Annotated in this window: 23 protein-coding genes and 1 pseudogene; 14 read left to right on the top strand and 10 right to left on the bottom strand. The window is 44.3% G+C overall.

Features of this window, described 5'->3' with window-relative positions:
* The 4 genes from FLP08_RS14525 to FLP08_RS14510 form a co-directional block, all read right to left on the bottom strand.
* On the bottom strand, nucleotides 1–3,132 hold the full coding sequence (locus FLP08_RS14525; RefSeq protein ID WP_156277771.1) for an efflux RND transporter permease subunit: 3,132 nt from the start codon (nucleotides 3,130–3,132) through the stop codon (nucleotides 1–3).
* A 6-nt stretch (nucleotides 3,133–3,138) separates the two neighbouring features.
* Nucleotides 3,139–4,272 (bottom strand): efflux RND transporter periplasmic adaptor subunit, encoded by a 1,134-nt coding sequence (locus FLP08_RS14520; RefSeq protein WP_156277770.1) that lies wholly within the window; start codon nucleotides 4,270–4,272, stop codon nucleotides 3,139–3,141.
* 15 nt (nucleotides 4,273–4,287) lie between these two features.
* A complete protein-coding gene (locus tag FLP08_RS14515; RefSeq protein ID WP_156277769.1) occupies nucleotides 4,288–4,770 on the bottom strand; it encodes a GbsR/MarR family transcriptional regulator in 483 nt (160 codons plus the stop codon).
* Nucleotides 4,771–4,934: 164 nt separating this feature from the next.
* Nucleotides 4,935–5,993, bottom strand: coding sequence for an isoaspartyl peptidase/L-asparaginase family protein (locus FLP08_RS14510; RefSeq protein ID WP_156277768.1), 1,059 nt, complete (start codon nucleotides 5,991–5,993; stop codon nucleotides 4,935–4,937).
* Between the two features lie 232 nt (nucleotides 5,994–6,225).
* Here FLP08_RS14510 and FLP08_RS14505 point away from each other — a divergent pair, with 232 nt between their 5' ends.
* The 3 genes and pseudogenes from FLP08_RS14505 to FLP08_RS16760 all read left to right on the top strand — a co-directional run.
* On the top strand, nucleotides 6,226–6,768 hold the full coding sequence (locus FLP08_RS14505; RefSeq protein ID WP_156277766.1) for a 3-hydroxyanthranilate 3,4-dioxygenase: 543 nt from the start codon (nucleotides 6,226–6,228) through the stop codon (nucleotides 6,766–6,768).
* 60 nt (nucleotides 6,769–6,828) lie between these two features.
* Entirely contained in the window at nucleotides 6,829–8,382 is a 1,554-nt protein-coding gene (amaB, locus tag FLP08_RS14500) for an L-piperidine-6-carboxylate dehydrogenase (RefSeq protein ID WP_156277764.1), read from the top strand.
* 385 nt (nucleotides 8,383–8,767) lie between these two features.
* A pseudogene (locus FLP08_RS16760) lies at nucleotides 8,768–8,872 on the top strand (YkvA family protein); the annotation flags it as partial.
* 153 nt (nucleotides 8,873–9,025) lie between these two features.
* Here the strand turns inward: FLP08_RS16760 and FLP08_RS14490 are convergent.
* The 6 genes from FLP08_RS14490 to FLP08_RS14465 all read right to left on the bottom strand — a co-directional run bounded on the left by FLP08_RS14490 (nucleotide 9,026) and on the right by FLP08_RS14465 (nucleotide 13,861).
* A complete protein-coding gene (locus tag FLP08_RS14490; RefSeq protein WP_156277760.1) occupies nucleotides 9,026–9,583 on the bottom strand; it encodes an autotransporter outer membrane beta-barrel domain-containing protein in 558 nt (185 codons plus the stop codon).
* A gap of 76 nt (nucleotides 9,584–9,659) precedes the next feature.
* Entirely contained in the window at nucleotides 9,660–10,664 is a 1,005-nt protein-coding gene (locus FLP08_RS14485; protein WP_156277758.1) for an acyl-ACP desaturase, read from the bottom strand.
* Between the two features lie 127 nt (nucleotides 10,665–10,791).
* Nucleotides 10,792–11,520, bottom strand: a complete 729-nt coding sequence (locus FLP08_RS14480) for a metallophosphoesterase family protein (RefSeq protein WP_156277756.1) — start codon at nucleotides 11,518–11,520, stop codon at nucleotides 10,792–10,794.
* 1 nt (nucleotide 11,521) lies between these two features.
* Nucleotides 11,522–12,658, bottom strand: a complete 1,137-nt coding sequence (locus tag FLP08_RS14475) for a DUF5929 domain-containing protein (RefSeq protein ID WP_162431083.1) — start codon at nucleotides 12,656–12,658, stop codon at nucleotides 11,522–11,524.
* A gap of 33 nt (nucleotides 12,659–12,691) precedes the next feature.
* Nucleotides 12,692–13,081, bottom strand: coding sequence for a four helix bundle protein (locus FLP08_RS14470; RefSeq protein WP_156277754.1), 390 nt, complete (start codon nucleotides 13,079–13,081; stop codon nucleotides 12,692–12,694).
* Nucleotides 13,082–13,111: 30 nt separating this feature from the next.
* A complete protein-coding gene (locus tag FLP08_RS14465) occupies nucleotides 13,112–13,861 on the bottom strand; it encodes an SDR family NAD(P)-dependent oxidoreductase (RefSeq protein ID WP_156277752.1) in 750 nt (249 codons plus the stop codon).
* A 162-nt stretch (nucleotides 13,862–14,023) separates the two neighbouring features.
* Between FLP08_RS14465 and FLP08_RS14460 the strand changes: the two genes are divergently transcribed.
* From FLP08_RS14460 to FLP08_RS14410, 11 genes are all read left to right on the top strand, one after another.
* Entirely contained in the window at nucleotides 14,024–14,869 is an 846-nt protein-coding gene (locus FLP08_RS14460; protein WP_156277751.1) for a DUF4382 domain-containing protein, read from the top strand.
* 151 nt (nucleotides 14,870–15,020) lie between these two features.
* Complete coding sequence (locus FLP08_RS14455) at nucleotides 15,021–16,025, top strand: AAA family ATPase (protein WP_202912782.1); 1,005 nt, start codon at nucleotides 15,021–15,023, stop codon at nucleotides 16,023–16,025.
* 77 nt (nucleotides 16,026–16,102) lie between these two features.
* Nucleotides 16,103–16,969, top strand: a complete 867-nt coding sequence (locus tag FLP08_RS14450) for a DUF58 domain-containing protein (protein ID WP_156277749.1) — start codon at nucleotides 16,103–16,105, stop codon at nucleotides 16,967–16,969.
* A 6-nt stretch (nucleotides 16,970–16,975) separates the two neighbouring features.
* Entirely contained in the window at nucleotides 16,976–18,625 is a 1,650-nt protein-coding gene (locus FLP08_RS14445; protein WP_156277747.1) for a BatD family protein, read from the top strand.
* On the top strand, nucleotides 18,625–19,629 hold the full coding sequence (locus FLP08_RS14440) for a vWA domain-containing protein (RefSeq protein WP_156277746.1): 1,005 nt from the start codon (nucleotides 18,625–18,627) through the stop codon (nucleotides 19,627–19,629). The genes FLP08_RS14445 and FLP08_RS14440 overlap by 1 nt, the downstream gene beginning before the upstream one ends.
* 1 nt (nucleotide 19,630) lies before the next feature.
* On the top strand, nucleotides 19,631–20,689 hold the full coding sequence (locus FLP08_RS14435; protein WP_156277744.1) for a VWA domain-containing protein: 1,059 nt from the start codon (nucleotides 19,631–19,633) through the stop codon (nucleotides 20,687–20,689).
* The gene (locus tag FLP08_RS14430) at nucleotides 20,655–21,548 is read left to right on the top strand and encodes a tetratricopeptide repeat protein (RefSeq protein WP_156277743.1); all 894 of its coding nucleotides are present in this window, start codon (nucleotides 20,655–20,657) and stop codon (nucleotides 21,546–21,548) included. Before FLP08_RS14435 ends, FLP08_RS14430 begins: the two co-directional genes overlap by 35 nt.
* Before the next feature lie 50 nt (nucleotides 21,549–21,598).
* On the top strand, nucleotides 21,599–23,356 hold the full coding sequence (locus FLP08_RS14425) for a BatD family protein (protein ID WP_156277741.1): 1,758 nt from the start codon (nucleotides 21,599–21,601) through the stop codon (nucleotides 23,354–23,356).
* A 1-nt stretch (nucleotide 23,357) separates the two neighbouring features.
* Entirely contained in the window at nucleotides 23,358–24,107 is a 750-nt protein-coding gene (locus tag FLP08_RS14420; protein ID WP_156277740.1) for a tetratricopeptide repeat protein, read from the top strand.
* Between the two features lie 77 nt (nucleotides 24,108–24,184).
* Nucleotides 24,185–24,475, top strand: a complete 291-nt coding sequence (locus tag FLP08_RS14415) for a hypothetical protein (RefSeq protein ID WP_156277739.1) — start codon at nucleotides 24,185–24,187, stop codon at nucleotides 24,473–24,475.
* A gap of 121 nt (nucleotides 24,476–24,596) precedes the next feature.
* Nucleotides 24,597–26,174 (top strand): SulP family inorganic anion transporter, encoded by a 1,578-nt coding sequence (locus tag FLP08_RS14410; RefSeq protein ID WP_156277738.1) that lies wholly within the window; start codon nucleotides 24,597–24,599, stop codon nucleotides 26,172–26,174.
* Nucleotides 26,175–26,202 lie beyond the last annotated feature (28 nt).

Here is a 26,202-nt window from a genome sequence, read left to right as displayed (position 1 = left end):
TTAATCATTTTTCACGGTTTCAGGTTTCTTACCGATCCTTTCCTGCAACCACTGGAAGACGATGAACAGAACCGGGATCACGAATATTCCGAATATGGTTCCAATCAGTAACCCTCCGGCAGCACCGGTACCTATCGAGCGATTACCTTGCGCTCCAACGCCGTTAGCGAGTACCAGCGGCAATAATCCCAGGATAAAGGCAAAGGAGGTCATAAGAATTGGGCGTAACCTTACTTTGGCTCCGTCTATGGCCGCCTCGGTAATTGAAAGTCCGTCATACCTTCGCTGCCGGGCAAATTCCACGATCAGGATCGCGTTCTTGGCCAGCAGGCCTATCAACATGATGAGCGCGATCTGGAAATAGATGTTGTTCTGGTTGTCGGTAAGCCAGGTAGCCAGGTAGGCACCGGCCACACCAATAGGCAGTGAAAGTATTACCGAAAATGGCAGTAAATAGCTTTCATACTGTGCTGCCAAAAGGAAGTATACAAACAGGATACTCAAGGCAAAGATGATCCCCGCCTGTCCTGAAGAGGCGATCTCTTCCCGGGTTAATCCCGAAAAGGCAACATCATAGCCATTGGGCAGAACATCTTCGGCAGTCCTATTAATCGCATCGATCGCTCCACCAGAACTGTAACCCGGTGCCGCGGTACCATTCACGGCCACAGCATTAAACAGGTTGAACCTGCTAATACTCTGCGGCCCGTAGATCCTGTTCAGGGTTACGAACTGGGATACCGGGGACATCTGCCCATCGGTGGTCCTAACGTACATACTGTTCAGGCTCTCCTTTGATATACGGTCATCGGGCAGGGATTGTACGAAAACACGATATTGTTTTCCGAAGCGGCTGAAATTCGCGGTATAGATCCCTCCTACATATCCCTGCAGTACAGATAGGATATCGTTCACACCTACACCAGCCTGTTTCGCCTTCGCGGTATTGATATCTATCCTTAGTTGGGGATAATTTGTGCTGAAAGGATTCGAGGCATAGGCCACTTCCGGCTGCTGGATCAGGCTGTTCACAAAAGTGTTGGCGGTTTCATCCAGGTCTTCCAGGCTGCCTGCTTCCCTGTCTAAAAGCTGCATCTCAAATCCATCGGCATTACCAAATCCAGGAACCGAAGGAGGCGTGAAATAGATGATCCGGGCATCGCTGATACTTCCAGATTTCTGGTTCAGTTTGGCCATAATATTATCTATGCTGGTCTCCTCGGTTTCACGTTTTTCCCAGTCTTCCAGGATAATGAAACCCATGAAATTGGAACTTCCCGCACCCGAGAAAAAGTTTCTACCAGCGATGATGGTCGCGGTTCTTACACCTTCCACATCCTGCATCTGGTCATAGAGCATCTCTGCCGTTTCAAAAGAACGATCCAGTGAAGAACCAGGGGGCAGGTCGCCGTTCACGAAGATCACTCCCCGATCTTCGGTAGGTACGAATCCAGAGGGTATAGAGTTGTTCGCCCAGTAGATAAGCCCGGCCGTAATCGCAAGGATCAGGAAGGTTAGCCACTTTTTCCTGGTTAGAAAACTTAGGGAACTAACATATTTATTTCGCGTAGCTTCAAAGCCCGCATCAAAAGCAGCGTAAAATTTCTGCAACAGGTTTTTCTTTTTATCCTCTTCCTTTTTAGGTTTCAGAAAGATCGCACATAGGGCCGGGCTCAGGGTAAGGGCATTCACCGCAGAGATTAGAATGGCGATAATAAGTGTAACCCCAAACTGTTCATAGAAAACTCCTGCAGGTCCCTGGATAAAGGTGATCGGTATAAATACTGCCGCCATCACCAGGGTAATGGATACAATTGCACCGGCGATCTCGCTCATGGCCGAAACTGAGGCCTTGCGCGGATTCTTTTCTCCTCCTTCCAGTTTCGCATGTACCGCTTCTACTACCACGATCGCATCATCTACCACGATCCCGATGGCCAGGACCAGGGCGAAAAGCGTAAGCAGGTTGATAGAATATCCCAGCAGATTCAGAAAGAAAAAGGTACCAATGATCGAAACCGGCACGGCAATAGCGGGAATAAGCGTAGATTTCAGGTCCTGAAGGAAAATAAATACCACCAGGAATACCAGTAGAAAGGCTTCTATCAGGGTAGTTTTCACTTTAGAAATAGAAGCCGTAAGAAATTTATTCGTGTCATAATTTATGATGTAATCCACGCCTTCCGGGAAATCCTTTTTCATTTCCTCGAGCTTCACATAGATCTCTTCAATGATCTCCTGTGCGTTAGAACCTGGAGTTTGGAATACCCCGAAACTAAGCGCGGGGTGGCCTTTAGACCTGGAAAGGGAAGAATAGGACTGTGCTCCCAGTTCCACGGTTCCTACATCCTTTAATCGTAGCAGTTCCCCATTTGTCTGAGCTTTGATGATCACATCGGCATATTCTTCTACCGTTTTATAGCGCCCTCCGTATTTCAGTACATATTCAAAAGATTCACCTGCGTTCTGTCCCAGGGAACCGGCAGCAGCTTCAAGGCTTTGCTCGCCTATCGCTGCGGTAACATCTGAAGGTACAAGCCCGTAATTGGCCATTTTGGTGGGATCCAGCCAGATCCTCATCGCGTAATCCTTACCTCCGAAAACGGTCACATCACCAACACCATTGATCCTTTGTAACTCTGGTTTTACATTGATGTTGAGGTAATTCTGTAGAAAAGTATCGTCAAAATCTGGATTGGTAGAATAGATCCCTGCATATAATAAAGCCGAATTCTGTGCCTTGGTGGTCGTAACCCCCGAACGGATCACTTCTGATGGCAACACGGCATTGGCCCTGGCCACCCTGTTCTGCACGTTTACCGCGGCGATATCTGGATCGTAACCCTGTTCGAAGAAAACCTGGATATTGGCGGTACCGTTATTACTGGCGCTGGAAGTGATGTATTTCATCCCTTCCACCCCGTTGATCTGTTCTTCTATAGGGATGATCACGCTCTCCACGATGGTCTCGGCGTTCGCTCCGGGATAGGAGGCGCTCACCTGTACCGTTGGCGGTGCGATATCGGGATACTGGGTTACCGGCAATTGTGACAGACCCAAAACCCCCAGGATGACGATAATGATCGAGATCACGGTAGATAATACGGGACGTTCTATAAATGTTTTTAGCATAATTCCTTATTTGAATACCTGGTCAAAAGACCCGGTGATACTATCTAGGCTTGTTCTTTCAGGGCTTATTTTCATTCCCGGTCTTACTTTTCCGGTTCCTTTAGCGAGAATAATATCTCCCTCTTTAACTCCATCATCTTCGCTTATCACATACAGGTTCTTCACCTCGGTAAGTATGTCTATAGCGCTGGAATTAAGGGTATCTGCCTGCACCTTGTAAACAAAGGTCTGTCCCTGCCTCTCGTAGGTAGAAAGGCTGGGCACTACGATAGCTTTTTCATAGGTCCTGGGAACTTTGATGGTTCCGCTGCTTCCATTCCTTAGCAGCCCGTTGTTTTCAAATTTTGCCCGGAAAGAAACGGTCCCGGTCTGTTCATCGATATTGCCGGATATTGTTTCAATGGTTCCCTGGTTCTCATATTCCCTGGAATTGGCCATGATCAGGCTTACTTTTGGAGTATTCTTTATCTTTTCTGAAGTGGTTTTTCCTTTGGCATCGCTCATAAAATCGAGGAAGTCCTTTTCGTTCATGGAAAAGATCGCGTAAACCTCTTCAATAGAAGAGACCTGGGTCAAAGGCATCTGGTCTTGCGGGCTCACAAGCGCTCCTTTTCTATAATTGATCTTTCCTACCACCCCGTCTACCGGGCTTTTAATATTCGCATAGCCGATGTTGGCCGCGATACTGTTGTAGTTGCTTTTAGCCTGTTCCAGTTTTGCCTTGGCCGTTTCCAGTTGCACTTCGCTAATGATGTCTTTTTCCACCAGCGGCCTTAGCTTATCAACTTCTACCTGGGCGGCATTTACATTGGCTTTGGCAGCCTGGGCATCCTGATTGAGCGATTCGGTTTCCAGTTTGAACAAAAGCTGCCCTTTTTTCACCTCTTCACCTTCTTCCACCAGTACATCGGTTATATATCCAGATACCTTGGCTCTTACCGCGCTGTTCACCGAACCTTCGATACTTGCCGGGTAAGAACTGAAAGAGGTCACCGTTCTTCTTGAAACTTCCAGAACCGGATAGGTAGGAGCCGCGCCGGCATTAGCCGATTTTTCATTAGATTTTCCCTCACCACAGGAAAGCATTCCAGCGAGGCCGGTCAAAGCAATTAGGATTAGAAAATACTTTTTCTTTTTCATAGCAATTTTAGATTCTTAGTGATTTTCATGTTCTGAAACTCGTTGAATGGTAGTTTCCAGGTTCTCTTTTTGTGCGAGGAGGTATTCCCGGAACATTTTGGGAATATGGCCATCTCTTTCAAATTTTTCTGAATTGTAGGTAGAATTGAACTTGATGATCTTTTCTACCAATTTTATCTCTTCTGAAATGTTCTCGAGATATTCCTTGAGCGTATTTTTCAGATAGGTCCTGCTGGCCTTGAAATATCTTTTACGGTCACCGGGTTTGGTGAAATAATCCACCTTCTTGGTTTGCATGAGCAAATTAAGCTGGGTGGAAACCGAACTTTTACTGGCATCGGTGATCCTCATGATCTCTTCAAAAGTATGCCCGTCGTTAGGCGAAAGGATCATGGTAGCGTAGATGCGTGCTGCCAGGGGAGCCAGGTTCTGGGTCTTCTCAAAATGCAACCCGGCTTCTTCTATAAGTTTTTGTTTTTCTGGGGAACAACAGTCCATTTATAAAATTTAGGACTGCAAAATTATTTAATTGGTTCGGAAGTTACCGAACTACAAAAACTAAAGTTCTGTTAAGAATGTTTAAGCTTTTTAGGAAATGCCAATCTAATTATAAAAAAGGCCCGCTTTAAGCAGGCCCGGAATATTGTAAAAGTCAAATTTATTTATTCGGAATAGATACCGATCTCCAGTTCTCCATTCTTGTTCATGCTTGCCCGGTACATGCCGGCGGTATTGAACTCCATGGCCACATTACCTTCATGATCTATGGCAATGATACCGCCATTTCCACCCAGTTCGGGTTGTTTTTTCTGAATGACTTCTGAAGCAGCCTCCTGGAGGGATAAACCTTTATATTCCATCATTGCTGAAATATCATAGGCTACCACCCCGCGAATAAAGTATTCTCCCCAGCCGGTGCTGGAGATAGCGCAGGTCTTGTTGTTGGCGTAGGTGCCCGCACCAATAATGGGGGAATCGCCAATCCGGTTATATTTCTTGTTACTCATTCCGCCGGTAGAGGTTCCTGCAGCGAGGTTGCCGTCCTTATCTAACGCGGTGCAACCCACGGTTCCGAATTTCTCATCTTTAATGAATGGGTCGTAAAAGGCAGTTTTATTGGTTTTTTCCTTATCTCTTTCTCGAGCCCTTTCCATGGCTTTATATCGCTTTTCGGTATAGAAATATTCAGGATCTACGATCTCCAGGCCCTGTTCTTTGGCGAACTGCTCGGCACCTTTCCCTGAAAGCAATACATGTTCTGAATTCACCATCACCTCGTAGGCCAGGTTAATAGGATTCTTCACGTTGGTAACCCCCGCCACGGCCCCGGCGTTCAGAGTTTTCCCGTCCATAATGGAAGCGTCAAGTTCATTTTTACCTTCATTGGTAAAGACCGCTCCCTTGGCCGAATTGAACAGCGGACTGTTCTCCATCACGTTGATGGTTCTTTGCACCGCTTCCAGGGCTGTTCCGCCATTGGCCAGTATCTCGTGCCCGGTCTTGATAGCTTCTTCGAGTTTGGCTTTATAGGCAGCCTCCAGCGAATCGCTCATATTCTCCTTTAAAATGGTCCCAGCGCCTCCATGAATAACGATCCCGAAATTGGGAACGGAGTCCTGCTGTTTCTGAGTCTCACTTTTGGGAGTTGAGCTTTGCTGAGTGGTTCTATCGTTGCAACCAGTTATTATCAATAGACTGAATAAGAAAAGGAGCTTTTTCATGTTTTTGGGTATATTTTGCCGGAAAATACTAAAAAATCGAGCTAATAACATCAAATCCTGCCAATATTGAAGGTTTTGCGCCAGCGATAGCAGTGGGAAGCCCGGAGTCACGCCACAGGGCGTGGCGAGGACTTGAAACGTATAGCGCGGTGCCTGGGGCAGGCGCCCAAATTAACGCCATTATAAACTTTTTCTGGGCAGGAATGATTAATTTTAGTGAAAATTAGAAATTATGCCAGTAGATGCGCCTTTCAATTTAAATAAGTGGATAGAGCAGAACCGGGAGAGTTTAAAGCCGCCGGTGGGAAATAGAAATCTCTACAAGGAATCTGGAGACTATATCGTGATGATCGTGGCCGGACCCAATGCCCGGAAGGATTATCATTATAACGAGACCGAGGAACTTTTTTACCAGCTGGAGGGGCATATAAAAGTGCATATCCAGGAAGATGGTAAGAAGAGAACCATGGAGCTTGGCCCGGGAGACATGTACCTGCATCCGGCAAAAGTGCCGCATTCGCCGGAGCGTGGAGAAAATTCCATTGGCCTGGTGGTGGAGCGGAAAAGAATAGGAGAGGATGGAAAGGATGGCCTTATGTGGTTCTGCGATAACTGTAACCATAAATTATACGAGGTGTATTTCCCGCTTCAGGATATCGAGACCGACTTTTTAAAGCATTTCAGGCATTTTTATAATAGCGAAGAACTGCGAACCTGCGATAACTGCGGGGAAGTGATGCCGGTAGATTCACGATTCACGGCCGACGTGGAATAGAGCTTAATTTTTACTATTTTCGCAACAACTACACAAATTAATCGATAAAAACGCAAATTAATGAGCAAAATCGCTGAAGAATTCGGGATTAAACAAGCCCTGAAAGATTTAGGTTTAAACGACATCAATAACGGAACATCGACCGGAACCGACTGGTTCAGTAACGGAGATATCATTGAATCATATTCACCTGTAGACGGAGCTTTAATTGGTAAAGTCAAGGCAACCACAAAAGAAGATTATGAAAAGGTGATCACCACTGCCGAGAAAGGCTTCAAAGAATGGAGAACCTGGACAGCTCCCCAGAGAGGAGAAGTGGTACGCCAGTTCAACGACGAATTAAGACGACTGAAAGAACCTCTTGGGAAACTGGTTTCTTACGAAATGGGAAAATCTTACCAGGAAGGTCTGGGAGAGGTTCAGGAGATGATCGATATCTGTGATTTTGCAGTAGGTCTTTCTCGTCAGCTATATGGGCTTACCATGCATAGTGAACGCCCAGGACATAGAATGTATGAGCAATATCACCCGCTGGGAGTGGTAGGAATTATCTCTGCTTTCAACTTCCCGGTAGCGGTTTGGTCATGGAACACGGCTTTGGCCTGGGTTTGTGGAGATGCATGTATCTGGAAAGGATCGGAAAAAACTCCATTAACTTCAGTAGCCTGCCAGAATATCGCAGCGAGAATCTTTGCTGAAAATAATGTACCTGCCGGAGTTTCCAGTTTGATTACCGGAGACTATAAAGTAGGAGAAATGATGACCACAGATGAGCGTGTGCCATTAATTTCTGCTACCGGCTCCATCAGAATGGGTAAGATCGTGGCCCAGGCCGTGGCGGCTCGTTTAGGAAAATCTCTTCTGGAACTTGGAGGAAATAACGCTATTATCGTGACTCCAGATGCCAATATCAAGAATACCGTTATCGGGGCTGTATTTGGAGCCGTTGGAACCTGCGGGCAACGTTGTACTTCTACCAGAAGACTTATCGTTCACGAAGATGTGTACGATAAAGTTAAGGATGCCATCGTGAACGCTTACAAACAGATCAGGATTGGGAACCCGCTGGATGAAAATAACCATGTAGGTCCGCTAATCGATAAGGATGCGGTGAAGAATTACCAGGCTGCTTTGGACAAAGTAGTTGAAGAAGGCGGAAAGATATTAGTAGAAGGTGGAGTGCTTGAAGGTGAAGGTTACGAAAGCGGATGCTACGTAAAACCAGCTATCGCCGAAGCCGAAAATCATTTCGAGATCGTACAGCACGAGACTTTTGCGCCGGTACTTTATATCATGAAATATAAAGGAGATGTAAGCAATGCGCTTGAACTTCAGAACGGAGTTAAGCAGGGACTTTCATCAGCAATCATGACCAATAACCTTAGAGAGGCTGAAAGATTCCTTTCGGCAGAAGGTTCAGACTGTGGGATCGCCAATGTGAATATTGGAACTTCCGGAGCCGAAATTGGTGGAGCCTTTGGTGGTGAGAAAGAGACCGGAGGAGGAAGAGAATCCGGATCTGACGCCTGGAAGATCTATATGAGAAGACAAACAAATACTATTAATTATACTACCGAATTACCCCTGGCACAAGGGATAAAATTTGACCTATAGTTTAGTTCAATTAAGTGTAATAAGAGCCCCGGTAATGGCCGGGGCTTTTTTATGGCTTGAGGTTTAGAGGTCTGCAAAGTTAAATCGAACTTAAATAGGTAGGAGAAACTTGCCTTCGGCCCTATTAATCTTTATTTTCGGCCAAATTGAATAATCTACGAATGTTATGGGAAAAGTTTCTGAAGAAGATATAAAAGAGGAATACTCTAAGAGAACAGAGAATTTTGAAAAGGAAGATGTTGGAAAGGTGATCCAGGAAGAGGAAAATATCCTGAACAAGTTCGAAAGCAAGGGAAAGCTTAAGCGATATCTAGATGATGCTATCCTGCTTTTTTCACTGGTTAAAGATTACGCCAGCGGGGCCTATCGCGACATCCCATTTAATATCATTGCCGCGGCAGGAGCAGCCTTATTGTATGTATTGTCTCCAATAGACCTGATCCCCGATTTTATCCCGGTGCTGGGTTACCTGGATGATGCGGCCGTGATCGCTTTCTGTCTGAATCTTATGGAAAAAGACCTTGCTACCTACAAGGTTTGGAAGGAAGGGAAGTTTCAGAATTCTTGAATATATAGACCTTTATACAAAAAAGCCTGCTGAAATTCAGCAGGCTTTTTTTATGGTGTTTTGCGTTCGTAAGGGCTAAAATCTGTAGCCAATATTAAAGCCGGCATTGAATTCAATGGCTGAAAATCGGTCTTTAACTTCTTCGCTGAAATTTCTACCTATATTCAGGAATGGACCTAGCACGAAGGTGTTATTGAAATTCCACTTATAACCAGCGCCCAGCCCTATGAGGAATGAGTCCATATCGGTAATGCTTGGTACGGCAAACCCGGGATCATCCACATCTGGAGTTTCTTCACTGAATTCTCCCGACCTGTATTTAAGAAAAGGATTGATGTAAAGGCCAGAGCCAGGATTCTCATCTCCGAAGTAATAATTGTAACCTAATTTAAAACTATTGGTATCAAATTTCCTGGAACCTTTTTCGGAATGATAGTTCATCCTGTCATTTATTAAAAATACTGCTTCCAGGGATTGATGCTGGTCCAGGAACCTTTCGTAGCCGAACTCAACCGAGGCAATAGCGATGGTATTGGCTATATTCAGTTTTATTTCGTTCGGCCTTTCAGAATTCTGGGAAAAACCCGTACATATAGTAAGAAGGAGAGCGAAAAGGCTTAGGTTTTTTTTCATGATTTGATTTTAGGTTATTTCATAAAAAACCCCGCAACTAAGGGCAGGGTCTTTTTCTTTTATGTTTCAAGGTCGATTAAACCATCCCATTGGCCTCGACCCATTTGAATTTATGCTGATCCTGTGGGATCGCAATCCTGTCTGCGATACGGGTCATCCTGTCTGGCAATGCCATCAGGTAATCCCTTGCTTTTTCAGCCTCGTCTGTTAAAGATCTCATCTTGTCGATCTCCCAGTAGCCGTTCAGCTTTTTAAGGATATCGATATAATCGTAGGTGGTATATACTCCAAGTCGCTGCGCTGCATTCGAGAAGTTCTCGAAAGCCTCGGCGATTCCCTGGCCAGATTCCCTGATGAACTGTGCAGGCATTACGATCTTTTTCTTCATCATGTCTACATAAGCAAGCATCATCTCACTTGGATCATGTTCAAAAATGGTCTTTACGAACTCGCGATAAGCCATATAATGTCTCATTTCGTCACCGGCAATGATATTACACATTTTCCCAAGCATTTTGTTTCCTTTCTTCTTGGCCAGTTGTCCCACACGTTTGTGAGAAATGTTTGTAGCCAGTTCCTGGAAACTGGTATAAACGAAGTTTCGGTAAGGATCCCTTCCGGTCCCGATATCAAAACCATCGTTAATAAGGTGCTGGGTGGTCTTTTCGATCTCTTTCATATCCACTCTTCCGGATAGGTAAAGGTATTTGTTTAAGGTATCCCCGTGACGGTTCTCTTCGCCGGTCCAGTGACGAACCCATTTAGCCCAGGCATTCTGCTCACCACGGTTCTTCCCGTGCTGCTCAACGCCTTCCATATCCATTAACCAGGATTCGTAAGTTGGCAGGGCTTCTTCGGTTACCATATCTGCTACCAAAACTACCCAGAAATCGTAGCCAAGTTCCTTGGCCTCTTCTCTAATCTGGTGTACTTCCTCAAACCCTTCTTCGCTCTGAAGATTTGGAAGCATATCTGTAGGTTGCCAGATATCTTCAACAGGAATAAGGTATTTGTCAATAAATCCCTGAACAGATTTTTCGACAGTTTTCATTACTTCTAATCTAATATTGCTTAACGCCATTGTAATTCTTTCTTTTTTATAGGGTAATATTCCGGTCCAGATATGGCATCCTGATTTAGGAGGCAGATCGGAACGGATTGAACTTCAAATATATGAATAGTCTTTTAGAGGGCGCAATAAATCCAGTCTAATTTCTACCCTGCTCGTCGGGATAAAAAGTATGTACGGGGTCGCTCTGAAAAATCTCTTTGGAAGAGACCTCAATGGCCGAAATTGGCCCTTTGAATGCGGCACCCGTATCCACGTTCCAGATATTGGCCTTATTGACCGGCGTGGTTTCCCCAATTCGGGTTACCGGGGTGTGCCCAATATAGATCTCGTTAAAATGCTGCAGCCTTTTTGGGTAAAGATCATCTCCAGGTTTTAAGTCTTCCCGAATAGAAAGGGCCATTTCCCAAAGGGTACGGTCCCAGTAGAATCCAGTTTCATAATATTCGAATTCAGGGCCATGAAGGTTGGTAAAACCGGCATGTACAAAGAGGCGGTCGTCCCTGTCATGATAATAGTTCACCATTTCCTTGAAGAATTTCTTATGCAGGTTTTTGTCCTCTTCGGTAAAGTTACGATATGCGTCTAGGCTGGACTGCCCTCCATGTTGGAGCCATTTTTCGTTCATTTCGCCATCCTCCAGCCACTTATGGGCCAGGTCATCATGATTTCCGCGAACAAATACGCAGGAATTCTGCTTGCTCAATTCTATAAGATAGGTGACCGTATTTGCCGAATCGCTCCAGCCATCTACATAATCTCCCAGGAAAATAAGCTGATCTTCCGGCGATAGGTCTATTCTTTCCAGAAGCTGAATCAATGCTTTTAAACCTCCGTGCAGGTCTCCAATTGCGAATGTTCTAGGCATATTAGTTGTATTTTACCTTTCTTAGGATACGCATGCTCTCCTTGTACAAATTATAGATTTCGTTGCTATAGGCCTTAAGGTAAGGCTTGGCCTCTTCAAGTTTGGTTAAAGCCTCATTAAAATTGTTCAAATAACATAATAAATAAGTGGAGGGCAGGTTTCTGAGGTCCCTTTTTTCCAAGTTATTAAGTTCATAACCTTTTTTAAGCTTTTCTACCAATGCCTGATTGGTATTATATATATGGTAAAGAATCTTCTTGTCGAATTGAGGTGGTTCGAACAATAGCTGGCTGTCTATATCGTAGCGGGCATTGTCCCGAAACCTGATCACCACTTCTTCCAGGGGGTAGTACTTGAACTGGTCGTGCAGTCCCAGGTGTACATATTCTATGATCTTGAACTGGTCTTTGTCTTCACTTATGCTCACTTCGTCCAGGTCTGAATAGAAAAGTTTCACCTGTTCATTGATTAGTTCGATGTCTACCCGGGAGTAATAGGTCTCTCCTTTGATCCTTTTTTCCTTTCCGGCCCAGCACACCACGAAATATTCCTTGAACACCTTGTATGAAGGATTGTAATCCCGGCGCTTTTTCATAAAATCGAAAACCCCGTCCAGGGTATGCTCAATATTATTGTGGGAATGGTTTTCTATGGAAGCGACTATGGCCGAATTGGTGTTCTTGATCTCTATGTCGAAAACCTTAGGCATGCTGATGCTACCATCCCTGAAGAAGACCGAACCTCCGTAATATTTCCAGATATTCTTCCTGAAGGAACAAACCTTTCCATGATTGGGCCTGATGGTGACCAGGCCAACCACCAGGTGATCTGGTAAATGCGGGAACGGAATGTTCTCGTAGGAGATGATTGGCGGATTGGTGAGATAAGCGTTCACCAGGTTCTGTATCTTACTGTCGTCAAAGAAGTCTATACCTACGATTGAATTATCTTCATCTTCCACGCCTATAACGATGTAAGAATTGTTTTCGGGATTCGAATTGGAAAGCGCGCAGATGTGTTTCAGGAATTTAGCCTTGCCTTCCCTTTCGCTAATGTTCAACTGCCTTTTCTTATCATAGAAGCTGTTCTCATCATTGTGAGCAAGCAGGTTTTTAATAAGCAGGCGTTTGTTGATCACGGGATATTATTAATTAATGATTTTTATTTTTTACTAATCGTATTTGGAACCTTTTTTATCAGAAGACTTTAAATAATTCATGAATTTCGAGATTTGCTCACTAATTATCTCAGATTTGTTGATCAAGTCTTCATAGTCTTTCAATGAAATATGGTTTCTATCCAATGCTCTCTGAAGCTGAGCCCTGGTTTCATGATTCGAACCTCTGGCGAAGCTTAAAAACTGAATGAATTCTTTATTTCCACCCCTTCCAAAACCTTCGGCTATATTATCCATAACAGAACCGGAAGATCCGTTTATCTGTTCTTTTAATTTATAGTCCTTAGCAAGACCGGTCTCATTGATTAGTTTCCAGATCTGCTTGCACTGTGATCTGGCTAAGCGATAGATTTCTAATTCCTCGAAATTTTGATAATGAGCCATAGTTGAATAAATAATAAAAATAAAAAATGATCAATTTTTATCAATTATAGTACTCGAAGCCTGTGCCGTGGGCATTACCGTAAGGTCGGCGATGTTCACATGGTAAGGCCTGGTGACCACGAAATGAATTATATCTGCGATATCTTCAGGCTGAAGTGCCTTGAATCCCTGGTACACTTTTTCGGCTTTTTCTGAATCTCCTTTAAAACGTACATCGCTGAACTCGGTTTGGGTGAGCCCCGGGTTTACGGCACCAACCCTGATGCCTTTTCCGTTAAGGTCTATTCTCATTCCCTGGTTAATTGCATCTACCGCATGCTTACTCGCGCAGTATACATTCCCATTCGGATAGACCTCCTTACCTGCGGTAGAACCTATATTGATGATATGGCCAGATTGCCTCTCGATCATTCCCGGGATAACAGCCTTGCTCACATATAAAAGTCCCTTTACATTAATGTCCAGCATTGCATCCCAGTCGTCCATGCTCCCGCTCTGAATAGGATCAAGGCCATGAGCATTCCCGGCATTGTTAATCAGAATATCTATCTGGCTGAATTCCGTCGGAAGGCTGTCTATATTCTGTAGAACTTCCTCCCTGTTCCTCACATCAAAACTGAGGATGTGTACCGAAGTTTCCACACTTAGTTCTTTCCTGAGGTCTTCCAGGCGGTCTATTCTCCTTCCGCAAAGTATGAGCTTAAAGCCCTCCTTGGCAAACCTTATCGCGGTAGACCGGCCAATCCCGCTGGTAGCGCCGGTTATTAATGCAGTTTTCATTTGTTCAATTTTATTTTTTCAATGTAAGAAAGTAATCCTTATCACCTGCTTACCGCCTATTAAAGCATGGTTAAGTTCCGTTAATTTTTGTTAAATAAAAAGCCCTGTACGAAATCTTGCACAAAGCTTGTCGTTATCCTGTCAAACTAATAAAATCTACTTATGAGATATTTGAAAAATGTAACTCTGAAAAGTTTAATGATCGCAACTTTCATTTCCCTTGGATTAACAAGTTGCAGCGATGATGACGAAACCACAAAAGATGGTGGTTCAGCTAACCTAACCGTAAGAATGACCGATGCTCCTGGCGATTATGAAGAGGTTAATATCGACATTCAGGACGTTCTGGTAAAGGTAGATTCTGAAACTGAAGCCGAAATGGAGGCTGAAACCGATGCCGATGGCTGGGTAAGTCTTGACGGGGTTCAGGTAGGAGTTTACAATCTTCTAGAGCTTACCGGGGGCATCACCCAGGTACTGGCAGATACAGAAGTACCTGCTGGATATATGAGCCAGATGAGACTTGTGCTTGGTTCTGAAAATTCTGTAATGGTGAACGGTGAATTAAAGCCATTGAACACCCCGAGCGCACAACAATCTGGACTTAAATTACAGGTGAACCAGGAATTAGAAGAAGGTGAGAACTATGCTTTTCTACTTGATTTTGATGTTGAAGAGTCTATCGTGACTACTGGGAACGGAGGTTACAGCCTTAAGCCGGTGATCAGGATGAATGCTGATGCCAACGCCGGAATGGTAGTTGGTGCAGTAGTGATCCCTGCAGACCTTGAATTGAATGTTCAGAGCCTGGTAAAACTAAGTAACGAGAGCGTTACTATTTCTGCTTATACCGATGCTGAAGGGAATTTTGCCCTTAACGGAGTACCTGCAGGAACCTATGATCTTGAGATCTTACCGGAGGCAGCTTCAGGCCTTAGCGTTTACGCCATGAGCGATATTGAAGTTGGGCCTAATGAGACTGTAGATCTGGGAGAACTGGAACTATAATAAACACCAACAACATATTTCTTAAAAGGCAGTACCGAAAGGTGCTGCCTTTTTATTTTAACCTTTTTTTAACGATCCTAAATCCAATAAATTTTCAATTTGCTACGCTTACAACAAGTACGTATATTCACGACATCAAAATCTGAAAATCATGATGGAAAACGATTCATCTGTTGATATCGCCAGTATTAACGAGAAAATTGAAAAGGAAAGTGCTTTTGTAGACCTGCTCACCCGGGAGATGAACAAGGTGATCGTAGGTCAGAAACATATGGTGGAACGCCTGCTTATAGGCTTGCTTGGCCAGGGTCATATTCTCCTGGAAGGTGTGCCGGGGCTGGCAAAAACCTTAGCCATTAATACCCTTTCCCAGGCGGTACACGGAAGTTTCAGCAGGATACAGTTTACCCCAGATCTTTTACCAGCCGACGTTATCGGTACCATGATCTACAATATGAAGGTCAATGATTTCAGTATTAAAAAAGGACCTATTTTTGCCAATTTCGTGCTGGCAGATGAGATAAACCGTGCTCCGGCCAAGGTACAATCGGCTTTGCTGGAGGCCATGCAGGAAAAGCAGGTGACCATTGGGGATGAAAGTTTTATCTTGGATAAGCCGTTCTTGGTAATGGCTACTCAAAACCCGGTGGAGCAGGAAGGGACCTATCCGCTTCCTGAAGCTCAGGTAGACAGGTTCATGCTGAAGACTGTTATCAATTATCCACAAATGGCCGAGGAGCAACTTATTATCAGGGCCAATTTAAAAGGGGCTTTTGAAAAAGTTAACCAGGTGGTAGATCTTGAGCAGATCCTTAGAGCGCAAAGTGCCGTAAGGGAAGTCTATATGGATGAAAAGATCGAAAAATATATCCTGGATATCGTTTTTGCCACACGTACTCCTGAAAAATATAATTTAGAAGACATCAAACCATTGATAAGTTTCGGTGCTTCTCCTCGTGGAAGTATCAACCTGGCCGTGGCCTCTAAATGTTATGCCTTTATAAAACGCCGTGGTTATGTGGTGCCTGAAGATGTTCGCGCGGTGGTACATGATGTACTACGCCACAGGATCGGGATCACTTACGAAGCCGAAGCTGAAAATATCACTTCAGAAGATCTTATCAATAAGATCGTGAACGAGATCGAAGTACCTTAACAATTAGCAATTATCAATAATCAATGATAAAATAAACTATTGTTTATTGATCCTTGTTTATTGTTGTATTGAACAAAATGGATACAAAGGAACTCCTTAAAAAAGTCAGGAAGATAGAGATCAAGACCCGCAGACTGAGCGATCACGTCTTTGGCGGGGAGTATCATTCCACCTTCAAAGGAAGGGGGATGACCTTTAGCGAGGTAAGGCAATACCAGTTCGGGGACGATGTAAGAAGTATTGACTGGAACGTAACCGCGAGGTATAATGAGCCTTTTGTAAAGGTCTTTGAAGAGGAGCGTGAGCTAACCATGATGCTGATGGTTGATGTTTCCGGTTCAGAAATGTTCGGAACCCAGGAGCAGTTCAAAAAAGATGTTATCACCGAGATCGCCGCCACCCTGGCTTTTTCGGCTACCAAGAACAACGACAAGATCGGTTTGATGCTGTTCACAGACAAGATTGAACTCTATATTCCGCCAAAAAAAGGAAGATCTCATGTTCTAAGGATCATCCGGGAGTTGCTGGAATTCAAACCACAAGGAAAGAACACCGATATTACGGGTGCGCTGAAATACCTTTCTAACGTCATGAAGAAAAAGGCCATTGTCTTTTTGCTTTCAGATTTTATGGCAGATGATTACCAGCATACCCTGAAGATCGTGGCCGGGAAACATGATATGACCGGCATCAGGGTATTCGACAAAAGGGAGGAAGCTATCCCAAATCTTGGAATGGTGCAGATGCTTGACGAAGAAACCGGGGAGTATATCACGGTAGATACAGGCTCCAAATCTGTACGCAGGGCTTATTCTAAATATTACCAGGACCGGCTGAACTATTTTCACCAGAGTTTTTCAATTAGCGGGGCCGGGACCATCAATAACAGGACAGACCAGAGTTACGTAAAAAAATTATTAGGCTATTTTAAAAGAAGGGCTTAAAGAAAAATGTTTATAGATCTTAAAAACACATATTCAAATCATCATATCTCAGGGTATCTGGGATTTCTGTTTTTTATAAGCCTGTTGTTGCTTTCCAATCCGGTGGCTGCTCAGGATCAGGTTTCTGCAAAGGTAGATTCCACAACCATCAAGATCGGGGAGCAGATAAAATACGAGATCCAGGTTGAAACAAGTGCTGAGAACCTGGTCGTTTTCCCTGAAGGCGAAACTTTTTCTCCGCTGGAAATGGTCGAGTCCCTGGATGCCGATACCATCCGCGAAAATGGCAAATACAGGTTGTTGAAAGAATATTTCCTTACCCAGTTCGATTCGGGTAAATACGTGATCCCGGCCCAGGAGGTGATCATAAAAAACAGCTCTTTTTATACAGATTCCATTCCGGTAGAAGTGAAAGATGTGGTGGTAGATACTACCAAGCAGAAATTATATCCAATCAAGCCATCGGTAGAGGTTTCCAAAGGTTTCAGCATCCCAGACTGGCTATTGTGGCTGCTGGGCATTTTACTGCTGGCGGGACTGGTGGCATTTTTGATCATCAGGAAAAAGAAAAAAGAGGCAAAAGAATACGAATTACCCCCTTATGAAGATGCCATGGCCGAGCTTAGAAAGCTCGATGAGGCTCATTACCTCGAAAGAAGAGAGATCAAGGAATACTATTCCCAGTTAAGTTTCGCGGTAAGAAAATACCTGGACAGGAAGATCTACGACCATGGGCTCGAAAGAACCACCAATGAACTTATCCTTTACCTTGAAGATCAGAAAAGCCAGGGCAAACTTAAACTTTCCGATGAAACCATCAGGGATTTTGAAAGGATCCTTAGGCGTGCAGACCTGGCCAAATTCGCAAGATCCAAACCCGATGTGATCACTGCGAAAGAAGACAGGTCTAAAACCCAGCACGTAATAGATGACCTAAGAGCATCGGTGCCTGAGCCTACTGAAGAGGAATTGCTGAAAGACGAAGCCTTTAGGGAAGAACAGGCCCGCAAACGCAAAAAGCGCCGCATTGTCCTTGGAGTGCTGGCAGGTGTGGTCGTGATCATAATTGGTGTGACCGCGCTTATAGCGACTAAAGGTTTCACCTATGTAAAGGATACTTACCTGGGGCACCCAACCAAGGAATTGCTTGAGGGCGAATGGATACGCAGTGAATATGGGAATCCTTCGGTGGCAGTGACCACCCCGGAAGTGCTGGTAAGGGGAGAAATAGATATGCCGCAGGATGTGCAGCAAATGATGGTGGGCTCTGAAACATTTATGTACGGTAGCCTGCTGAGTAATTTTTACGTCACCCTGAGCACGATTAAATTCCAGGGAGAAGTGAAGTTCGACGCCAAGAAGGCTATCGATGGTATATATACCAATCTCGAGGCCCAGGGCGCCAGGAATATCATAATGAAGCAGGAAGATTTTACTACCGTAAACGGTACGAAAGGAACCAAGATATTCGGTAGTCTGGAGGCGGTAAATCCGGTGACCGGAGAAAGCATTCCCAACGAATATGAGATCCTGAACTTTGCTGAAAAAGGCGGGTTTGAGCAGATCATGGTGATCTACAACGAGAACGATCAGTACGCCAAGGAGATCACCCAAAGAATAATTAACTCGGTAGAAATAAATAATCTGAACGAATAATGTTTGCAAATTTCACATTTGAAAACCCGGAATTCTTCTGGTTGTTCTTATTGCTTCCCCTGGCGATCGCCTGGTATTTCTGGAAGCGAAATAAGCAGACCGCAGAATTGAAGATCTCCACTACCAAAGGTTTTAAGGTGAAATCTGGCTTATTGCCCAAACTCAGGCCGGTTCTATTCTTGCTGAGGTTGATCGCCCTTTCCCTGATAATTATCGCCATGGCCCGGCCAAGGACAGTTGATGTTTCTACTGAAACCAGCAGCTCTCAGGGAATAGATATCGTTATGGCTATAGACGTTTCTGCCAGTATGCTCGCGAGGGACCTGCAGCCTAACAGGCTAGATGCCCTGAAGGCCGTTGCCGAGGAATTTGTAAAAGATCGTCCGGGAGACAGGATCGGGCTGGTTGCTTATGCCGGAGAAAGCTTTACCAAAACCCCTATTACGAGCGATAAATCTATAGTATTGAACGCTCTGGAAGATATTGAATATAATAACGTGCTTGAGAATGGGACTGCCATTGGTTCGGGGCTGGCGACGGCTGTAAACCGTTTAAAGGACAGCCAGGCCGAAAGTAAGGTGATCATCCTGCTTACCGATGGGGTGAATAATGCAGGATTTATAGATCCTAATACAGCCAGCGAACTAGCAGTAGAATTTGGGATAAAAGTATACACCATAGGTGTGGGAAGTAACGGTATGGCCCTTTCTCCCGTTGCCATGTCTCCCAGCGGAAGGGTTCAGTTTGGCAGGGTGCAGGTAGAGATCGATGAGGAACTTTTAAAGGATATTGCCTCGGTAACAGGTGGGAAATACTTCCGCGCCACCGATAATGAAAAGCTGGAAGAGATCTATGCCGAAATAGATTCCCTCGAGAAAACAGAAATAGAGGAATTCCGTTATTATAATTATGATGAGAAATACAGGCCGCTGGTTTTATTGGCCGGAGGATTTCTTTTGTTCGAGATCTTGTTGAGGTTAACCCTTTTTAGAAGTTTTATTTAGGATGTTTGTACTGGAAGAAAAAATATGGTTTTGGTTATTGCTGGCGATCCCGGTGATCGTGCTCTTATTCCTTATTTTACTTTTCTGGCAGAGCAGAACCCGGAAGAAATTTGCCGAAGCTTCCCTGCTAAAGCGGCTCGCACCTAATAGGTCACGATCCAAGCCCATCATTAAACTCATTCTTATCCTGCTGGCCTTCGCCAGTTTGATCGTTGCCCTGGCCAATCCTAAAATGGGAACCAAGCTAAAAACAGTAAAAAGAGAAGGGGTAGATATTGTCTTTGCGATAGATGTTTCAAAAAGTATGGAGGCCGAAGATATAGCTCCTAACCGACTGGAAAAATCTAAACAGCTGGTAAGCCAGATCCTGAGCAGCCTGGGTAGTGACCGGGTGGGGATCATAGCTTATGCCGGTGGCGCCTATCCGCAATTGCCAATTACCACAGATTATTCGGCAGCGCGCATGTTCCTGCAATCGCTTAATACAGACATGATCTCTTCGCAGGGTACGGCCATAGGTGATGCTATCGAGCTGGCTACCACCTACTATGATGATGAACAACAGACCAACCGGGTGCTTTTCATCATCAGCGACGGGGAAGACCACGAGGGGAATGTTGAAGAGATCACCGAGAAGGCTGCTGAAATGGGGATTCGTATTTTCACCATAGGTGTCGGTACCGAAAAAGGAGGGCCTATCCCTATCAAAAGAAATGGGGTGATACAGAACTATAAGAAGGATAACCAGGGAGAGACTGTCATTACCAAGCTGAATCCTGCCACATTAACAGAGATCGCAGATGCCACCGAGGGTAGTTATATCGAAGGAAAGGTGACCAGCGATGTGGTCGAAAAAGTACAGGAAGAGCTTCAGAATATTGAGAAAACCGAGTTCGAGGCCAAGCAGTTCGCCGACTTTGAATCTCATTTTCAATTGTTTCTGGCGATAGCTTTGGCATTATTATTTCTTGATATCTTTGTACTTGAACGTAGTACAGCCTGGATACGCAAGCTGAATCTTTTCAATGAACGCAAGAAGAAAGGAGATGGAGATGCTTAATTTTAGAACTTACATTGTTGGCCTTATGCTGGTATTGTTCGGTTTCAATGGGCTGTTAGCCCAGGAAAAACCGAAGAAGCTGGCCAGGGAGTCCAATAAGCTCATCGCTGAAGCCCAGGAGGCGCTTTCTGAAAATGACTTTGCCAGTGCCGAGGCATCTTATCGCAAGGCCATTGCCAAGGATCCTTCAAATACCACGGCGAAATATAATATGGGTAACCTTTATTATAACAAGGAAAAATCCCTGAATGCCGAGGAGAGGTTGAAACAGGCTGCTGAAATAGCCGAAACAAAATCTGATAAGCACCGAATTTTTCATAACCTCGGTAATTCTTATATGCAGCAGAAGCAATACCAGGAGGCTGTAAATGCCTTTAAGAATGCCTTGAGGAACGATCCTACCGACGAGGAGACCAGGTATAACCTTGCACTGGCGAAAAAAATGCTGGAAAAGGAACAGCAGAACCAGCAGGGAAACCAGGACCAGAATAAGCAGGACCAAAACAATAAGGACCAGAGCCAGGACCAGCAGAATAAAGACCAGAAGCAGGATGGTGAAGGTGGAGAAGATGAGAAGGAAGACCAGAAGCCTCAGGACGAGGGTGAGAACGAAAAAGATAAGAAAGAGGGCGACCAGAACGAAGATAAGCAGAAAGACCAGGGAGAGGAGCAGAAGAAGGATCCTAAGCAGGGAGATAAGGAGAAACAACAGCAGCAGAGACCTACCCAGGGGCAGTTATCCCCGCAGCAGATCCAGAACCTGCTCGAGGCTATGAACAACGAGGAGAAAAAAGTTCAGGATAAAATAAACGCCGAAAAAGCGAAAGGTGTCAAAGTGAAATCTGACAAAGATTGGTAACATTTTTGCTGAAAACTATACTAAAAGATTGACCTTATAGGAGGAAAAAGATGAATTTGAAGTATTTAATTTTAGGTTTTTTATTATGTGCTACCGGGATCATTCAGGCCCAGGTGAGGTTTGAAGCCAAGGTTAGCCGTGAAGAGCTGGGAATTAATGAACGCCTGCGGGTGGATTTCGAAATGAATGAAGACGGGGATAACTTCAAACCTCCGTCATTTTCAGATTTTACCGTGGTAGGAGGGCCAAACCAGAAGGTAAGCCAAAGCTTTGTGAACGGAAAAATGTCCTTTTCCAAAACCTATAGTTTTTACCTTCAGCCCAAGAAAAGAGGAAAGCTCACTGTGGGCCAGGCCGAGGTAGAAATAGACAATACCATTTACAAAACCTCGCCCATCACCGTGAATGTTGGCGCAGCGGTAGATAAACCCACCGATGGCGACAATTCTGAACTCATAGCAGAAGATAACCTGCACCTAGTTGCCGAGATATCTAAAGCCGATCCTTATCTGAACGAGGCTCTTACCGTGGTGTACAAACTATACGTAAGTCCCAAGGTGAGCGTAAGTAACTGGAGAGAGCTGGACAGCCCGAAATATAACGATTTCTGGAGTCAAAGCATCGATATTCAGCAATTAAGGGTAGAAAACGGCGAATATGATGGTGAGCCTTATAGATATGTTGTTCTCAGAAAGACCATATTGTATCCACAGAAGACCGGGGAATTGAATATTGAACCTCTAACCCTTTCCATAGCGGTAGATGTACCAAGTGAGCGAAGGGATATTTTTGGAAGCCGTATCTACAAAACGGTGAATAAGACCGTTGCGGCCAATAATAAAAAGATCAAAGTAAAACCATTACCTGATGGGAAGCCGGCCAATTTTACTGGTGCTGTTGGGAAATTCAGTTTTAACGTAAGCACCACCAAGGATGAGCTGAATGCGGGTGAAAGTTTACAGGCCAAGGTAGAGGTTAGAGGGAACGGAAACCTCAAGTTGTTCGACCTGCCAGAACTTACCGCACCTTCTTCACTGGAAATGTATGATCCGGAACGTACAGAAAATGTGAATACCAACCTTAACGGAATGCAGGGAACGGTTTCACAAACCTATACCATCGTGCCAACCCGAAAAGGGAAATATCCGATCCCGGCACTATCTTTCTCATATTTCGATCCTTCTTCTGAAAGTTACAGAACCCTAACTTCAGAAGAGATCATGGTAAATGTGAACAATGGACCATTGGCCGGGAACGAACCTTCAGGGCCAGCAGGGGTGAACAAGCAGAAACTTAACCTGGACGGTAGCCAGTTCAGGTTCATTAAACTAAAGACCAACCTCAGGCAGGCAGACTCTGATAATTTCCTGGGCTCGGTAGCTTACTGGAGCGCATTAATTCTTCCGCTTGCGGCAATTCCACTTTTCATCCTTTTTGGAAAGAAAAGGGAGCAGAGAGCTAACGACGTACGTGGCAACAGGATAAGAAAGGCCGATAAGCTGGCTAGAAAATATCTTTCAGAAGCCAGAAAGAAACTTGGGGACCAGAAGGAGTTTTACCTTGCCCTGGAGCGTTCTATGCATAATTATCTGAAAGCTAAGCTGAGCATACAGACCAGTGAAATGAGCAAGGACAGGATCTCTGCCCTGCTACAGGAGAAGGGAGTGGATCAACAGACGAATTCAGATTTTATTTCCCTGCTGGAGAGTTGTGAATTCGCCAGGTATACCCCGGCGTCTTCAGATGCCATGCACCAGGATTACGATAAGGCCGTCAGTGTAATTTCAACCCTTGATAAACAGTTATAGGATGAGAAAGCTAATTTTGATTTGTATTCTATTCCTGAGCTTTACCGGGTTTACCCAGAATGAAGCTTTGTTCGAAGAAGCCAATGCGGCATACCAGGATGGGAATTATGAGGCAGCCATTAATACTTATGAGCAGATCATAGATAATGGTGAAATTTCTGCAGAGCTGTATTTCAACCTTGGGAACGCCCACTATAAAATGAATCACGTGGCGCCGAGCATCTTCTATTATGAAAAAGCGCTTCAGCTGGACCCTACCGATAAGGATATAAAAAACAATATCGAATTTGCCAGGAATATGGCTATAGACGATATAGAAAAAGTGGAAGAAACCGGGATGAACCAGTGGATGAACGGGCTTATCTCCACTTTCAATTTTTCTACATGGGCAGTAATCTCTATAGTGCTCTCTGTGCTTTTCGTTATTTTATTCCTGTTGTATTATTTCACCTATCGTCCGCTTTACAAAAGGATCCTTTTTGCAGGGGCGATGTTAAGTATTCTATTATGCGTTATCTCGGTAATTTTCGCCTTCCAGCAGGAAGCCTATATTCAGGATAACCAGTACGCAATTGTATTCCAAGAAGAAATAGACGTTCGTGAAGAGCCTAACCTAAGGGGAGAAGCCAGTTTCGAGCTTCATGAAGGGACCAAGGCAAGGGTGCTTGAAGATTACCAGGATTGGTACAGGATAGAACTCGCCAACGGTGCCCAGGGCTGGGTAAATAAGGAAGGATTGAGAAAGTTATAAGTTTTTCATATTATTGTTTTTCGTTAAGATATTGCGCTTTTTAAGTATTTTAGACGTAAAACCCTTATTTTAGCTTTGTGAAGACTTTTTCATACATATTAGCATTTATATTCATTTCCTTTCTGTTCTCGCCTACGGTGATCACTTTAATAGACAGGAATGTGGATATATCTATTGCCTATAACCTGAATGAAGAAGAAAGCTCTACCAAGAATCAGATCAATTTAGAATATACCCTGGAAGAAAGCTTCTCTAATTACGAGAGCATACATTTTCTCCAGATCCAGAAGACAGATGGACATTATTACAAGGAGATCAATTATAACGTATTTCTTTCCATAAGCTCGCCACCTCCAAAACAGGCATAATACATTTCGATTTATTGGCTTCCAGGTCTGGAAGCTTGGGGACAGCCTTTGGTTATCTCCCTAAACCTAATTAATTAAAATTTTATTGCAGACTGTTAGGATCTGTAAAAACACGTGTATTATGTTTAAACATCTTAATAAAGATTTTCCGGCAAGTATTGTCGTATTTTTTGTGGCCATTCCCTTATGTCTTGGAATTGCCCTGGCCAGTGGAGCACCATTATTTTCAGGATTAATTGCCGGAATAATAGGTGGGATCGTTGTAGGGGGTATTAGTGGTTCCAGTCTCGGGGTAAGCGGACCGGCAGCAGGCCTTGCTGCGATCGTGCTTGCCGCTATTTCCAGCCTTGGTTATGAAAACCTTTTGCTTGCCGTGGTTATTGGAGGTGTTATCCAGATAGGATTTGGCCTTTTAAAAGCCGGAATCATTGGCTATTATTTTCCAAACTCGGTTATTAAGGGGATGCTTACGGGTATCGGGATTATCATTATCCTGAAACAGATCCCACACTTCTTTGGTTACGACAGCGACCCGCAGGGAGACTGGGCCTTTTTCCAGGTAGATGGAGAAAATACCTTTTCAGAGATCTTCAATATGGTAAACAATATTAGCCCCGGGGCAACCATCATCGCTGTGATAGGAATGACCATCCTGGTGCTTTGGGAAGCGGTGCTTTCTAAAAAAGGTAAATTCTTCAAACTGGTACAGGGGCCGCTGGTAGCTGTTGTGGTAGGTATTGTTTTCTACCTGTTAACCAAGGATTCTGAAACCTTATCGATCTCAGCAGATCATCTGGTAAACGTACCGGTGCCAGATAGTTTTGATTCGTTTGTTGGCCAATTCACCCTTCCTTCCCTGGAAATGATCGGCACCCTGGAGATCTGGATCACCGGATTTACAATTGCGCTGGTAGCCAGTCTGGAAACACTACTATGTGTGGAAGCGACCGATAAACTGGATCCTCACAAAAGGACCACACCAACCAACCGTGAGCTTTTTGCCCAGGGAACCGGTAACGTGATGTCGGGACTTATTGGAGGACTTCCTATCACCCAGGTGATCGTAAGAAGTTCTGCCAATATCCAGTCTGGAGGGCAAACAAAAATGTCTGCCATCATGCACGGGTTCTTATTGCTAATCTCCATTGTGATCATCCCGAACATCCTGAATTATATTCCGCTTTCGGTACTTGCTGCCATACTCTTCCTGGTTGGTTATAAACTGGCGAAACCATCCTTATTTGCTCAGATGTACCAGGCCGGCTGGAAGCAGTTCGTGCCTTTCATGGTAACCATTACAGGGATCGTATTTGGCGACCTTCTAATAGGTATCAGTTTAGGACTTGTGGTAGGTATCTGCGTGATCCTTATCAAGAGTTACCAGAACTCTCACTTTCTGCACATAGAAAACCTGGACAATGGCGGAAAAACCATCAAAATGAAACTGGCAGAAGAGGTTACTTTTATCAATAAGGGGGCGATCCTTAAAGAGCTAAACAAGCTTGAGGATAATTCTTACTTAATCATGGATGTGACCAATACCAAGTATCTGGATAGCGATATCATAGATATTCTGGACGATTTCAAGATAAAGGCTGAAGAAAAGAACATCGATATCAAGATCGTTTCAGAAAGAGGAACTGTTGAAAATCCTGAAAGTTACCGGCAGTTCTTTGAATTAGAGAAAAAACCAGCTTAATTTTAACCAGCAAGAACTAAAATATTAA

The organism is Christiangramia aestuarii (assembly GCF_009735585.1).
Classification (GTDB): domain Bacteria; phylum Bacteroidota; class Bacteroidia; order Flavobacteriales; family Flavobacteriaceae; genus Christiangramia; species Christiangramia aestuarii.
This window is presented reverse-complemented; position numbering and strand designations above follow the sequence as displayed.